Origin of the sequence: Streptomyces sp. NBC_01264 (genome assembly GCF_026340675.1) — a bacterium.
Lineage (GTDB): Bacteria > Actinomycetota > Actinomycetes > Streptomycetales > Streptomycetaceae > Streptomyces.
The window spans coordinates 6,394,486-6,408,797 of the sequence record NZ_JAPEOX010000001.1 but is presented as its reverse complement, the minus strand read 5'-3'; the positions used below and the strand labels follow the sequence as shown (position 1 = coordinate 6,408,797).

General features: G+C 69.8%; 12 protein-coding genes and 1 riboswitch. Of the genes, 7 read left to right on the top strand and 5 right to left on the bottom strand.

Going from position 1 to position 14,312, the window contains the following annotated elements:
* Positions 1-69: 69 nt before the first annotated feature.
* The 4 genes from OG435_RS30110 to OG435_RS30095 form a co-directional block, all read right to left on the bottom strand.
* Positions 70-1,560, bottom strand: coding sequence for a glycoside hydrolase family 3 protein (locus tag OG435_RS30110; RefSeq protein WP_266881070.1), 1,491 nt, complete (start codon positions 1,558-1,560; stop codon positions 70-72).
* 6 nt (positions 1,561-1,566) lie between these two features.
* Positions 1,567-2,349 (bottom strand): carbohydrate ABC transporter permease, encoded by a 783-nt coding sequence (locus OG435_RS30105; protein WP_403712615.1) that lies wholly within the window; start codon positions 2,347-2,349, stop codon positions 1,567-1,569.
* Positions 2,350-2,450: 101 nt separating this feature from the next.
* A complete protein-coding gene (locus tag OG435_RS30100) occupies positions 2,451-3,473 on the bottom strand; it encodes a carbohydrate ABC transporter permease (protein WP_266881069.1) in 1,023 nt (340 codons plus the stop codon).
* A 182-nt stretch (positions 3,474-3,655) separates the two neighbouring features.
* Positions 3,656-4,936, bottom strand: coding sequence for an extracellular solute-binding protein (locus tag OG435_RS30095; protein ID WP_266881068.1), 1,281 nt, complete (start codon positions 4,934-4,936; stop codon positions 3,656-3,658).
* A 296-nt stretch (positions 4,937-5,232) separates the two neighbouring features.
* Between OG435_RS30095 and OG435_RS30090 the strand changes: the two genes are divergently transcribed.
* The 6 genes from OG435_RS30090 (at position 5,233) to OG435_RS30065 (ending at position 12,914) form a co-directional block, all read left to right on the top strand.
* Positions 5,233-5,997, top strand: a complete 765-nt coding sequence (locus OG435_RS30090) for a GntR family transcriptional regulator (protein ID WP_243336098.1) — start codon at positions 5,233-5,235, stop codon at positions 5,995-5,997.
* Between the two features lie 216 nt (positions 5,998-6,213).
* On the top strand, positions 6,214-8,376 hold the full coding sequence (locus tag OG435_RS30085; protein WP_266881067.1) for a carbon starvation CstA family protein: 2,163 nt from the start codon (positions 6,214-6,216) through the stop codon (positions 8,374-8,376).
* On the top strand, positions 8,373-8,570 hold the full coding sequence (locus OG435_RS30080) for a YbdD/YjiX family protein (protein ID WP_266881066.1): 198 nt from the start codon (positions 8,373-8,375) through the stop codon (positions 8,568-8,570). Before OG435_RS30085 ends, OG435_RS30080 begins: the two co-directional genes overlap by 4 nt.
* A gap of 88 nt (positions 8,571-8,658) precedes the next feature.
* Positions 8,659-9,156 carry a GNAT family N-acetyltransferase gene (locus OG435_RS30075; RefSeq protein WP_266881065.1) on the top strand — a complete coding sequence of 166 codons (498 nt, stop codon included), beginning with the start codon at positions 8,659-8,661 and terminating at the stop codon, positions 9,154-9,156.
* Positions 9,157-9,222: 66 nt separating this feature from the next.
* Positions 9,223-9,351: riboswitch (cobalamin riboswitch) on the top strand.
* A gap of 159 nt (positions 9,352-9,510) precedes the next feature.
* On the top strand, positions 9,511-11,901 hold the full coding sequence (locus tag OG435_RS30070; protein WP_266881064.1) for a ribonucleoside-diphosphate reductase subunit alpha: 2,391 nt from the start codon (positions 9,511-9,513) through the stop codon (positions 11,899-11,901).
* Entirely contained in the window at positions 11,901-12,914 is a 1,014-nt protein-coding gene (locus OG435_RS30065) for a ribonucleotide-diphosphate reductase subunit beta (RefSeq protein WP_266881063.1), read from the top strand. The genes OG435_RS30070 and OG435_RS30065 overlap by 1 nt, the downstream gene beginning before the upstream one ends.
* On the opposite strand, the gene OG435_RS30060 is transcribed toward OG435_RS30065, so the two are convergent.
* On the bottom strand, positions 12,911-13,195 hold the full coding sequence (locus tag OG435_RS30060) for a hypothetical protein (RefSeq protein ID WP_266881062.1): 285 nt from the start codon (positions 13,193-13,195) through the stop codon (positions 12,911-12,913). The genes OG435_RS30065 and OG435_RS30060 overlap by 4 nt on opposite strands.
* 81 nt (positions 13,196-13,276) lie before the next feature.
* Here OG435_RS30060 and OG435_RS30055 point away from each other — a divergent pair, with 81 nt between their 5' ends.
* Positions 13,277-14,257: a helix-turn-helix domain-containing protein gene (locus OG435_RS30055; RefSeq protein ID WP_266881061.1), complete on the top strand. Its 981-nt coding sequence runs from the start codon at positions 13,277-13,279 to the stop codon at positions 14,255-14,257.
* Positions 14,258-14,312: the final 55 nt, after the last annotated feature.

Genomic DNA, 14,312 nt, shown 5'->3' with positions numbered 1-14,312 from the left:
TCCAGCCCCGTCGGCGTTTGAGTCGTGGGGTCCGGGGCGGAGCCCCGGCAGCCGGGCCGCAGGGGGCCGTCACACCCCGGCGATGACCTCAGCGGCAGCCCTGCCGCAGACCCGGGCGGCCCCGTGCGTCGCGATGTGCAGCGCACCCCGCGGCTCGGCCCGCGGCAGGCCCATCTCGACCACGATCGTCTCCGGCCGCGCCGCGACGAGCGCGTCCAGGGCCTCGGTCATCCAGGGGTGGCGGTGCGCGTCGCGGACCACCGCGACGACGGTACGGCTCCCCGCGGCGGCCAGGACGTCGGCGGCGGTCGAGCCCCGCGGGAACACGCCGGAGTCGGTGCCCGGGATCAGCGCGGACACCTCCCCGGCCACCCCCCACGGGGTCTCGTCGCCGACGGCGATGTTCGCCACCGGGGTGAGCGTGGCGATGTACGGGGCGTTCACCGGGGCGGCCGCCTTGGGCGATCCCGTCACGACCACCGCCCTGCGGGCCGCCGCCAGTCCGATGCCGGGCGCGCTGCTCCCCTCCGGCCGCGCGCCGCGGCGGACCTGGCGGGTCCACTCGGCCAGCGAGCGGACCCGGGCGGCGGCCTCGGCGAGGCGCTCCTCCGGGAGCGAGCCCTCGCGGACGGCCGCGACCAGCGCGTCGCGCAGGCGCAGCACGGTGCCCTCGTCGGCGAGCCCGCCGCCGACGCAGATCGCGTCGGCGCCGGCCGCGATGGCCAGCACCGAGCCGCGCTCGATGCCGTACGTCCCGGCGATGGCGTGCATCTCCATGCCGTCGGTGACGATGAGGCCCTCGTAGCCGAGCTCCTTGCGCAGCAGACCGGTCAGGATCTGCGGGCTGAGCGTGGCCGGGCGGGTCGGGTCCAGGGCGGGCACCAGGATGTGGGCGCTCATGACGGCCTTGGTGCCGGCCTCGATGGCGGCCCGGAAGGGTACGAGTTCCCGCGCGGCCAGCGTCTCGAGGTCCACGTCGATGCGCGGCAGCGCGTGGTGCGAGTCGACGTTGGTGTCGCCGTGGCCCGGGAAGTGCTTGGTGCAGGCGGCGACGCCGACGGCCTGGAGGCCTTCGACGTACGCGGCGGTGTGCCGGGCGGTGAGGTGGGTGTCGGCGCCGAAGGACCGTACACCGATGACCGGGTTGTCCGGGTTGGAGTTGACGTCCGCGGACGGGGCCCAGTTGAGGTTGACCCCGCACTCGGCGAGCCGGCGGCCCAGCTCACGGGCGACGTCGCGGGTCAGGTCCACGTCGTCCACGGCGCCGAGGGCCAGGTTGCCGGGGAAGGAGGAGCCGCCCCGGACCTCCAGGCGGGTGACGTCGCCGCCCTCCTCGTCGATGGCGACGAGGACGTCGTCCCGCTCGCCGCGCAGCTGCGCGGTCAGCGCGGCGAGCTGCTCGGGCGAGGTGATGTTGCGGCCGAAGAGGCCGACGGCGGTGAGGCCTTCGGCGACCTGGCGGAGCAGCCAGGCGGGGGCGGTGGTGCCCTCGAAGCCGGGCTGGAGGACCGCGAGGGCGTCCCGGGTGAGCGTGTCTGTGCGGTGCGCAAGGACAGTCATGGGCCGTTATCCCTTCACGGCGCCGGCGGTCATGCCGCCGACGGCCTTGCGCTGGAGGAAGACGAAGATGAGCAGCACCGGGACCGCGAAGAGCGAGGAAGCGGCCATGGTGGCGCCCCAGTCGTTGCCGAAGGCCGTCTGGAACTGGGTGAGCCACAGCGGCAGGGTCTGCGCGGTCTTGTCCTTGTGCAGGATCAGGACCATCGCGAACTCGTTCCAGGCCGTGATGAAGCCGAAGAGCGAGGTGGACATCAGGCCGGGGGCCAGCAGCGGGAAGATCACCTTGCGGAAGGCCTGGCCGCGGGTGCAGCCGTCGATCTGGGCGGCTTCCTCCAGGGTCACCGGGACGGCGGCGATGAAGCCGCGCAGGGTCCAGATGGTGAAGGGGAGGACCATCACGAAGTAGATCGCGGTCAGCACGCCGAGGTTGTTCAGCATCTCGGCGTCGCGGACGATCATGTACATCGCGATGACCATGACCTCCCAGGGCGCCATCTGGGCCAGCATCACGGCGAGGACGAGGCCCTTGCGGCCCTTGAACTTCATCCGGGCGATGGCGAAGCTCGCGGCGAGGGCGACGAGCAGGGCCAGCGCGACGGCGCCGACGGTGACGATCAGGCTGTTCGTGACGTAGGTCCAGAACAGGTCGACGCCAGTGGCCTTGGTGAAGTTGTCCAGCGTCGGGGTGAAGACGAAGACGGGGTCCTTGGAGAGGATCTCGCTGGACGGCTTGAGCGCCGAGGAGAACATCCAGTAGACGGGGAAGATGAAGACGACGGCCAGGAGCAGGGCGCCGAGGTTCTTGGCGACGGCGCCGGGGCGGACCGGCCGGCGGTTCTTCACCTGGGCGGGCTTCGCGGACGTCGCGGGCTTCGGGGCGGTGGTCGTGGTCACTGCTCCTCCTCCTGCTTCAGGATCAGACGGAAGTAGAAGGACATGACGATCACGAGCATCAGGATCGTCAGGACGGAGATCGCCGCGGCCAGGCCGTAGTGGAACTGGCTCTGACCCTCGACGTAGGCGAAGACGGGCAGGATCTCCGAGCCGCGGTCGGGACCGCCTGCCTTCATCGCGTACACCTGGGTGAAGGCCTTGAAGACCCAGATCACCTCGAGGAACGTGGTGACGAGGAAGAACGACTTCAGGTTCGGGAAGACGACCTTCCAGAAGGTCTGCCATCCGTTGGCGCCGTCCATCCGGGCGGCCTCGTACAGCTCGCTGCTGACCGTGGTCAGACCGGCGTACATGTTGAGGGCGACGAAGGGGATCGAGCCCCAGACCACCAGGACCGTCACGATCACGAGGGTGGAGAAGCCGGTCCCGAACCAGTTGTGCTGGTCGTAGCCGGAGAAGCCGAGCGTGCGCATCAGCCAGTTCATGACGCCGAACTGCTCGTCGAACAGCCACTGGAAGACGGTCACGGAGGCGACGATCGGCATGGCCCAGGCCATCACCAGCGCCATCGACAGGACCAGGCGCATCCACTTGCCGAGCTTGTTCAGCAGGATGCCTATGAGGCTGCCGATGATCATGATCAGCGCGACGTTGGCGGCGGTGAAGGCGAAGCTTCGGACCACGACGGTCCAGAACTGCGAGTCGCCCAGCAGCTGGGTGTAGTTGTCCAGGCCGGCGAACGGCGCCTTCCGCTGGATGAACTCGATCTTGTCGACGGTCTGGAACGACAGGATGATGTTCTTGACCAGCGGATACAGCAGCAGGACGGCCATGCTGAGCACGGCCGGTCCGACCAGGATGTAGGGCCACCACCCTGCCGGGAGCGACTTTCTGCCCCCGCGAGGAGACTTGGACGCTGCCTTGGCTCCGGCGGGCGGCGGTGTCTTGGCCACCCCGACGGACTTCTGTGGTGCGTCCTGTGGAGCGGAGGTCGCCGCTCCCTGGGAGTGCACGGTCATGTCTGGCTTCCTCGCGGTTGACTGTGGCGACCCGCACCCGCTTCCCCGCTCGGAGCAGGCGGCGCTTACTTCTGTCAATGCGCGACCGGGGGCGCGGCGGGCGCTCGGGGCGCCCGCCGCACCCCCCGGTGCGATCACTACTGGTACTGCGGTACTTCGGGTACTTCAGGTGACGCCTGGTGTTACTTGTTGATGCGCTTCGCGATCTCGGTGTCGGCTTCCGCGCCGGCCTTGGCCGGGTCGGTGCCGTTCAGGACCTTGGTCATGAAGTCCTTGATCGGGTTGGGCTCGGTCTCGACGTTCGCCCAGCCCGGGGTCACCGGGGTGATCTTGCCGTTGGCGCCGGCCTTGGCCATGGCCTCGGCGAAGGAGCCCGCGGGCGGGGCGAAGTTCGCGCCCACCTGGTTCGGGAGCAGCGCGCCCTTGGTCTCGGCGGCGTACTTGGTCATCTGGTCCTTGCCTGCGGCGAGGGCCAGCCACTCCTTGGCGAGGTCCTTGTTCTTGGAACGCTCGGCGATCGCCAGGTTCGAGCCACCGAGGAAGACGGTGCCCGGCTTGTCGGCGGTCTTGCCCGGGATCGGGAAGTAGCCGAAGTCGGCTTCCTTGCCCGCGTCCTTCAGCGCCTTCTCCGCGCCGCCGGCCTCCCAGCCGAGACCGATCCAGGACGCGACGCCGCCCTTGGGAACGATGTCGGTGGACTGCTGCGGGGTGGCCTCGTCCTTGTCCTTCGGAGCGGTGGAGAAGGACTGGAGCTTCTTGTAGAACTCCATCGCGGAAGCGGCCTGCGGGGTGGCGAGGCCACCCTTCCACTTGTCGCCGTCCTTGGTGGCGAGGTCGCCGCCCTCGTCCCAGACGAAGCCCGCGAGGACGTACCAGCTCTGGCCGGGCAGGTAGATCGGCTGCGACTTCGGGTCGGCCGCCTTCAGCTTCTCCAGACCGGCGACCCACTCGTCGCGGGTGGTCGGCGGGGTGACGCCGGCCTTCGCGTAGGCCTTCTTGTCGTAGACGACGACACGGTTGGCCGCGTACCACGGAGCGGAGTAGAGCTTGCCGTCGATCTCGGCCGAGGCCAGCATGCCCTTCGCCCAGGCGTCCGCACCGAGCTTCGCCTTGTCCTTGGTCAGCTCGGCGAGGCCACCGGTGACCGCGTAACCGGCGGTCTGGGTGTTGCCGAGTTCCAGGACGTCCGGCGGGGTGTCCTCGGAGAGGGCCGTGGTGACCTTCTCCTGGATGCCCTTCCACTGCTGCGTCTCGACCTTGACCGTGACACCGGGGTGCTTGGCCGAGAACTCCGCGTTGACCGCGTCGATCCATGCCTTCGGCGCAGAGCCGTCCATCACCCAGACGGTGATCTCTTTGGGGCCCGCATCGGCCTTGGCCTTGCCGTCGTCGCCGTTACCGCACGCCGCGAGTCCGGCCATCATGCCAACGACACTGACCGCCACGATGAGCTTGCGCTTCACGCCACCCTCCTCAGGGATGCTGCCTGCAACTTCCCTTGCCCGCCGCGGTGACTCAAAAAGCACCAAGTACTGCCCGTGGGGCCGGGATCCGATCCATATTGGTGTAGACCAGTAGCTGGAGCTTGGCCTAGACCTTTAGGGGTGTCAAGGGTCTAATGAGCGGGTGCTCGGTCCGTTATCGGACCGACACCTGGGGGAGGGAGGAGGCCTGCCCTCCCTCCCGTGTCACGATGTGACCGCACATATCGGAGGAGCCGGTGACGGCAACGAAACTGGAGTCGGGAAGGCGGGCGGCGATGGCCACCGAAGGGGCGATCACGGAGCCGGACAGCGGGGCGGCCACCCGCACGGCACGCGTGCCCAAGTACTACCGACTCAAGCGCCACTTGCTCGATATGACCGAAACCCTTCCACCCGGTACACCCGTGCCCCCCGAGCGCACGCTCGCGGCCGAGTTCGACACCTCGCGCACCACGGTGCGACAGGCTCTCCAGGAGCTCGTCGTCGAGGGCCGGCTGGAACGGATCCAGGGCAAGGGAACCTTCGTCGCCAAGCCGAAGGTCTCCCAGCCGCTCCAACTCTCCTCGTACACCGAGGACATGAGGGCCCAGGGACTGGAGCCGACCTCCCAGCTGCTGGACATCGGCTACGTGACGGCCGACGACACCCTCGCCGGGCTCCTCAAGATCGCCACTGGCGGGCGGGTCCTGCGCATCGAGCGGCTCCGCCTGGCCAGCGGGGAACCGATGGCCATCGAGACCACGCACCTGTCGGCCAAGCGCTTCCCCGCGCTGCGCCGTTCGCTGGTCAAGTACACCTCCCTCTACACCGCCCTCGCCGAGGTGTACGACGTGCGCCTCGCCGAAGCGGAGGAGACCATCGAGACCTCGCTGGCCACTCCCCGGGAGGCCGGGCTGCTCGGCACCGACGTCGGACTGCCGATGCTGCTGCTTTCACGCCATTCGCTGGACACCGACGGGGAGCCCGTCGAGTGGGTGCGTTCCGTATACCGCGGCGATCGTTACAAGTTCGTCGCCCGACTCCAGCGTCCCGCCGTCTGATTCGTAGTTGACTCTCGTTCCGCTATACGGACGGGGGGTTACGTCCAGCGGGCGGTCCCCCGTAGATTCCCTGCGCCATTACGCAGATGATCGACGAGGGGACGACGGATCATGACGGAACCAGGACCGGAAGCCACACAGCCGGACACCACAGGGGCGGTACGGAACGCGGCGAGTCCGGGCACCACGCCGGGCTCGCCTTCTCCATCAGGGGGCATGTCCCCCAAGGCCGTGGCCGTGTGGGTGCTGGTGGGGCTCGTGGGGGCCATCGGCTGGGGCGTGCTGGCGCTCTCGCGCGGCGAGGAGATCTCCGCCGCCTGGCTGCTCGCCGCCGCCCTGGGCTCGTACGCGATCGGCTACCGCTTCTACGCGCGCTTCGTCGCCCACCGCGTACTGAAGGTGGACAAGACCCGCGCCACCCCCGCCGAACGCCTCGACAACGGTGTCGACTTCCACCCGACCGACCGACGCGTGCTTTTCGGCCATCACTTCGCCGCCATCGCCGGCGCCGGACCGCTCGTGGGTCCCGTACTCGCCTCGCAGATGGGCTACCTGCCCGGCACCATCTGGATCGTCGTGGGCGTGATCTTCGCGGGCGCCGTCCAGGACATGGTCACGCTCTTCTTCTCCACCCGGCGCAACGGCCGTTCGCTCGGCCAGATGGCCCGGGACGAGATCGGCCCGGTCGGCGGCGCCGCCGCGCTGGTCGGCGTCTTCGCCATCATGATCATCCTGCTGGCCGTGCTGGCCCTGGTCATCGTCAACGCGCTGGCGCACTCGCCCTGGGGCGTCTTCTCCATCGGCATGACCATCCCGATCGCCCTCTTCATGGGCTTCTACCTGCGCGTCCTGCGCCCGGGCAAGGTCACCGAGGTCTCCGTCGTCGGTGTCGCGCTGCTGCTGCTCGCCATCGTCGCGGGCGGCTGGGTCGCCGAGTCCTCGCTGGCGGACACCTTCACCCTGGAGAAGGAGACGCTGGTCATCTGGATGATCGCCTACGGCTTCGTGGCGTCCGTCCTGCCGGTGTGGATGCTGCTCGCCCCGCGCGACTACCTCTCCACCTTCATGAAGGTGGGCACCATCGGGCTGCTGGCCGTGGGCGTGGTCATCGCCATGCCGACGCTGAAGATGCCGACGGTCACCGAGTTCGCCTCGCGCGGCGACGGCCCTGTCTTCGCCGGCTCGATGTTCCCCTTCGTCTTCATCACCATCGCCTGCGGCGCCCTGTCGGGCTTCCACTCCCTGGTCTCCTCGGGCACCACCCCGAAGATGATCCAGAAGGAGACCCAGGTCCGGGTCATCGGGTACGGCGCGATGCTGACCGAGTCCTTCGTCGCCATCATGGCGATCATCGCGGCCTGCATCATCGATCCCGGCCTGTACTTCGCCATCAACTCCCCCGGCGGAGTCGTCGGCGCCACCGTCGAGACGGCCTCGCAGGCGGTCACGAACTTCGGCTTCGCCATCTCCCCCGAGGCCCTCACCCAGGCCGCGAAGGACGTGGAGGAGACCAGCCTGCTGTCCCGTACGGGCGGCGCGCCGACCTTCGCACTCGGAATGTCGGAGATCTTCTCGGCCGTGATCGGCGGCGGATCGATGAAGGCATTCTGGTACCACTTCGCGATCATGTTCGAGGCCCTGTTCATCCTGACGACCGTGGACGCCGGCACCCGCGTGGGCCGCTTCATGCTCCAGGACTCCCTCGGCAACGTGCACAAGTCCTTCAAGGACATCAGCTGGAAGCCGGGCGTCTGGTTCGCCAGCGCGGTCGTCGTCGGCGGCTGGGGCTACTTCCTCTGGGTCGGCGTCAAGGACCCGCTGGGCGGCATCAACCAGCTCTTCCCGCTGTTCGGCATCGCGAACCAGCTGCTCGCGGCGGTCGCCCTGGCCGTCTGCACCACCCTGCTGATCAAGTCCGGCCGGCTCAAGTGGGCCTGGGTGACGGGCGTTCCGCTGGCCTGGGACCTGGCCGTCACGCTCACCGCCAGCTACCAGAAGATCTTCTCCGACAACCCGAAGATCGGCTTCTTCGCGCAGCGGGACGTCTACCAGGACGGGATCGACGCGGGCACGGTCCTCAAGCCCGCCAAGAACATGGACGAGATGCACACCGTGGTCACCAACGCCACGGTGGACGGCGTGCTGTCGGTGTTCTTCGCCCTGCTGATCATCATCGTGCTCGTCGACGCGGCCCGGACCTGCCTCAAGGCCATCCGCACGCCGGAGTCGGTCACCATGGCCGAGGTCCCGTGGACCGAGTCCAAGCTGATCGCCCCGGCCGGGCTGATCCCCACCGCCGAGGAGCGCGCGGAACTCGCCGCCGCCGGCCTCGACTCGGGCGGGGGGCGCGTGCAGGACTCCGTACGGGAACCCGCGTGACGCGCCTGCGCCACGTGCTGGGCCGCGCCCGGTTCTTCGTACGGGAGTTCTCGGGCGAGGCGGCCTACGACCGCTACGTCGCCCACGCCCGTACGCACGATCCGGACGCGCCGGTCCAGTCGCGCCGGGCCTTCGAACGGGCCCGTACGGACGCCCGCGAGGGCGATCCGCGCGAAGGGTTCCGCTGCTGCTGAACCCGTGGGTCCCCGAGGCCGCCGCGTACGCCGTCCACCCGACGGAACGCGGCGGCCTCTTTTCGCGCCCTGACGCACACTCGGTGCCATGGACATCATCATCAGGACGGCGGCGCCCGCCGAATACGAAGAGCTCGGCGAGATCACCGCACGGGCCTACCTCGACGACGGACTGCTGGACTTCGCCGAGGACGACCCCTACCTGAGCCGGCTGCGCGATGTCGCCGGCCGGGCCCCCGACGGCGAGGTGCTCGTCGCGGAGTACGAGGGCACGCTGCTCGGCGGTGTGACCTTCGCCCCTCCCGGCAGCCCGCTGTGCGATATCGCGGGCCCCGGCGAGGCGGAGTTCCGGATGCTGGCCGTCTCCCCCGCCGCCCGCGGCCGCGGCGCGGGCGAAGCCCTCGTACGGGCCTGCGTGAGCCGCGCCCGGGAGCTGCAGGGCGTGGGCCATCTGGTGCTGTCGACCACGGAGAAGATGCTCGGGGCGCACCGGATCTACGACCGGCTGGGCTTCGTGCGGACACCGGAGCGGGACTGGTACCCGGTTCCGGGCCTGCCCCTGCTCACGTACCGCCTGGAGCTGTAAGTCACGGACCGCCTCGGGGAGCGACACAACATGTGGGGGCTCACGCAAGGACCGGCCCCCACATGTATGCTCATGCTCGCTGTCGTCGCAGGGGAATCCGGTGAGAATCCGGAACTGTCCCGCAACGGTATGAAATGCACCGACTCGCTCGGTGCATCCGCAAGTCCGAGGACCTGTCGACAGTGCGCCCGGCTCGACCGAACCGGGTGCAGACACGTCCGGGCCTCGCGGTTGGGCCGGTGGACGCCACGTGGCGCATGCGCACAGCCCTGCCAGGCACGCGCTCCCCACGTGCGCCCCCTCGCGCCCCGCACCAAAGGTGTTCCCGGAGCCGAGCGAGGGAGAGCTCCCCCCGTGACCATCGCGCCTTCCGCACCGCGCGCCGAGTCCGACCCGTCCGCCTATGAGGGTCCGGGGGCCGCGCTCCTGCGCACGCTCACCGAGCTGACCGCCGACCTGCCCGACACCGACCCCGGCCGGGTCGCCGCCGCAGCGCTGCGCGGCCGCAGCGCCGCCGCCGACGAGGCGGAGCTCCGTACGCTCGCCACCGAGGCGGCCGCCGGGCTGATCTCCGAGGACCCGGCCTACTCCCGCCTCGCCGCGCGCCTGCTGACGCTGGCCGTCCGCGACGAGGCCGCCGGCCAGGGCTCCGCCTCCTTCTCCGAGTCGGTCGAGGTCGGCCACCGTGAGGGCCTGATCGCCGACCGCACCGCCGACTTCGTACGCCTGCACGCGAGCCGGCTCGACGCGCTGGTCGCGCACGCGCTCGCCGAGGGCGCCGACGACCGCTTCGGCTTCTTCGGCCTGCGCACCCTGCACAGCCGCTACCTGCTGCGCCACCCGATCACCCGCCAGGTCATCGAGACCCCGCAGTACTTCATGCTGCGCGTGGCCTGCGGCCTCGCCGAGAACGAGAGCGTGCAGGCCGTCGAGGAAGTGGCCTCGCTCTACCGGCTGATGAGCCGCCTCGACTACCTCCCCTCCTCCCCCACCCTCTTCAACTCCGGCACCCGGCACCCGCAGATGTCCTCCTGCTACCTGCTGGACTCCCCGCTGGACGAGCTGGACTCGATCTACGACCGCTACCACCAGGTCGCGCGCCTGTCGAAGCACGCCGGCGGCATCGGCCTCTCGTACTCCCGCATCCGCGCCCGCGGTTCGCTGATCCGCGGCACGAACGGCCACTCCAACGGCATCGTGCCGTTCCTGAAGACGCTGGACGCCTCCGTCGCCGCCGTGAACCAGGGCGGCCGCCGCAAGGGCGCCGCCGCGGTCTACCTGGAGACCTGGCACGCGGACATCGAGGAGTTCCTGGAGCTCCGCGACAACACCGGCGAGGACCAGCGCCGCACGCACAACCTGAACCTGGCCCACTGGGTGCCGGACGAGTTCATGCGCCGCGTGAACGCCGACGCCGACTGGTCGCTGTTCTCCCCGGCCGACGTCCCCGAGCTGGTCGACCTGTGGGGCGACGCGTTCGACGCCGCGTACCGCAAGGCCGAGGAGTCGGGCCTGGCCCGCAAGACCATGCCCGCCCGCGACCTGTACGGCCGGATGATGCGCACCCTCGCGCAGACCGGCCAGGGCTGGATGACCTTCAAGGACGCCTCCAACCGCACGGCGAACCAGACCGCCGAGCCGGGCACCGTCGTCCACTCCTCGAACCTCTGCACCGAGATCATCGAGGTCACCAACGACGGCGAGACGGCCGTCTGCAACCTCGGCTCGGTCAACCTCGGCGCCTTCGTCCTGGCCGAATCCAGCGAGATCGACTGGGAGCGGCTGGACGAGACCGTCCGCACCGCGGTCACCTTCCTGGACCGCGTCGTGGACATCAACTTCTACCCGACCGAGCAGGCCGGCCGCTCCAACGCCCGCTGGCGTCCGGTGGGCCTGGGCGCGATGGGCCTGCAGGACGTCTTCTTCCAGCTGAAGCTGCCCTTCGACTCCCCCGAGGCGAAGGCCCTGTCCACCAAGCTCTCCGAGCGCATCATGCTCGCGGCGTACGAGGCCTCGTGCGACCTGGCCGAGCGCAGCGGCCCGCTCCCCGCGTGGGAGCAGACCCGCACCGCTCGCGGCGTCCTGCACCCCGACCACTACGACGTGGAGCTGAACTGGCCGGAGCGCTGGGACGCGCTGCGCGCCCGCGTCGCGAAGTCCGGGATGCGCAACTCGCTCCTCCTCGCCATCGCCCCGACGGCGACCATCGCCTCCATCGCGGGCGTGTACGAGTGCATCGAGCCGCAGGTCTCCAACCTCTTCAAGCGCGAGACCCTGAGCGGGGAGTTCCTCCAGGTCAACGGCTACCTGGTGCAGGAGCTCAAGCGGCTCGGCGTCTGGGACGCCCAGACCCGCGAGGCGCTGCGCGAATCCTCCGGCTCGGTCCAGGGCTTCGGCTGGATCCCGGCGGAGGTCCGCGACCTGTACCGCACGGCGTGGGAGATCCCGCAGCGCGGACTGATCGACATGGCGGCCGCCCGCACCCCCTTCCTCGACCAGTCGCAGTCGCTGAACCTGTTCCTGGAGACGCCCACCATCGGCAAGCTCAGCTCGATGTACGCGTACGCCTGGAAGCAGGGTCTGAAGACCACGTACTACCTGCGCTCGCGCCCGGCGACGAAGATCGCCCGCGCCGCGTCCGGCAGCGCCGTCCCGGCCGCCGCCACCCCGCTCCCGCAGGCCGTCGACGCCGACGCGCTGGCCTGCTCCCTTGAGAACCCCGAGTCCTGCGAGGCCTGCCAGTAATGAGCTCCACCAACAAGAACCTGCTCGACCCGGGCTTCGAACTGACCCTGCGCCCCATGCGCTACCCGGACTTCTACGAGCGCTACCGGGACGCGATCAAGAACACCTGGACCGTCGAGGAGGTCGACCTCCACTCGGACGTCGCGGACCTCGCGAAGCTGACCCCGTCCGAGCAGCACATGATCGGCCGGCTGGTCGCGTTCTTCGCGACGGGCGACTCGATCGTCTCGAACAACCTGGTCCTGACCCTCTACAAGCACATCAACTCCCCGGAGGCGCGCCTGTACCTGTCGCGCCAGCTCTTCGAGGAGGCCGTGCACGTCCAGTTCTATCTGACGCTGCTCGACACCTATCTGCCCGACCCGGACGACCGCGCGGCCGCCTTCGACGCGGTCGAGGAGATCCCGTCGATCCGCGAGAAGGCGCAGTTCTGCTTCCGCTGGATGGACTCGGTCGAGAAGATCGACCGCCTGGAGACGGCCGCCGACCGGCGCCGCTTCCTGCTGAACCTGATCTGCTTCGCGGCGTGCATCGAGGGCCTGTTCTTCTACGGCGCCTTCGCGTACGTGTACTGGTTCCGCTCGCGCGGCCTCCTGCACGGCCTGGCGACGGGGACGAACTGGGTCTTCCGGGACGAAACCATGCACATGAACTTCGCGTTCGAGGTCGTGGACACCGTCCGCAAGGAGGAGCCGGAGCTCTTCGACGACGCCCTCCAGCAGCAGGTCGTCGACATGCTGAAGGAGGCCGTCGAGGCGGAACTGCAGTTCGGCCGCGACCTGTGCGGTGACGGCCTGCCGGGAATGAACACCGAGTCGATGCGCGAGTACCTGGAGTGCGTCGCGGACCAGCGCCTGGTCCGCCTCGGCTTCGCACCGGTCTACGGCTCGCAGAACCCGTTCTCCTTCATGGAGCTCCAGGGCGTCCAGGAACTGACGAACTTCTTCGAGCGCCGCCCGTCGGCCTACCAGGTCGCGGTCGAGGGCACGGTCGACCTGGACGAGGACTTCTAGGTCCGGCCGGCACCACCGCTCGGTGCACCGCTCGGTGCACCGCTCGGTGCACCGCTCGGTGCACCGCGTGACAGCGTCCCCGCCCACGGGGAGATCGACTTGGGTGACCAAGACGTCGGGCGGGGGCGCTTCGCCGTTCCCGGCGCCGCGACGGCCCCCGACGCGTGGGCCGCGCGGATCTGGCGGTCGAGGCGGCGTTCGCGCAGGGCTCCGTAGAGGGCGGGGGCGAGCAGGAAGGCGGCGACGGCCAGGACGACGAGGTAGTCGAGGAAGGTGTTCATGACTCCACTCTCGCCAGGGCGGCCGAAACCGGACAGTGGCAGGACTGTCATGGAAGGGCGAATTACTGCCACACTGGGGACATGGTGAAGCCTTCCTCCCTCAGCAACGTGGCCGTGGCCGTGGTGAACGGGGTCGCCCCCTTCGAGATGGGCATCTTCTGCGAGGTCTTCGGCATCGACCGCAGCGCCATGGGCCTGCCGACCTACGATTTCGCCGTCTGCGCGATGGAGGGGAACCCGGTCACCGTCGGCGACGGCCACTACGGCCTCACGCTCCCCCACGGGCCCGAGCGGCTGGAGGAAGCGGACCTGATCTGCCTGCCCGCCGACCGCGACGCCCCCACCCGCGAGTACCCGGAGCCGATCCTGGAGGCCCTGCGGCGGGCCGTGGACCGGGGCGCCCGGGTGCTGAGCGTGTGCAGCGGGGCCTTCCTGCTCGGCGCGGCCGGGCTGCTGGACGACCGGCGCTGCACCACGCACTGGATGCACGCCCCGGCCCTCGCCCGCCGCTTCCCGCGGGCCAGGGTCGACCCCGACGTGCTCTACGTGGACGAGGGCCAGGTGATCACCTCGGCCGGCACCGCCTCCGGGATCGACGCGTGCCTGCACCTCGTCCGCCAGGAGCAGGGCGCCGAGGTGGCCAACACCATCGCCCGGCGGATGGTCGTACCGCCGCACCGGGACGGCGGGCAGGCGCAGTACATCCAGCGTCCGCTGCCCCGCACCTCCTGCGACACGGTGGGCGAGGTGATCGGCTGGATGGCCCGCCACCTGGAGGAGGAGATCACCGTCGAGCAGCTCGCGGAGCGGGCCCACATGTCCGCGCGGACCTTCGCCCGGCGCTTCCTGCAGGAGACGGGGACCACCCCGTACCAGTGGGTGCTGCGCCAGCGGGTCCTGCTGGCTCAGGAGCTGCTGGAGACCACCGACGAGACGGTCGACGCGATCGCGGGGCGCTGCGGGTTCGGTACGGCGGCCGCCCTGCGCCACCACTTCCTGCGGACGCTGAGCACCACCCCGAACGCCTTCCGCCGCACGTTCCGGGGACCGTACGCGGCCTGACGGCCCACCGGCGGCCCGAGGGGTGGAGGGCTCCCCGACCTTGATCATTCTCGAT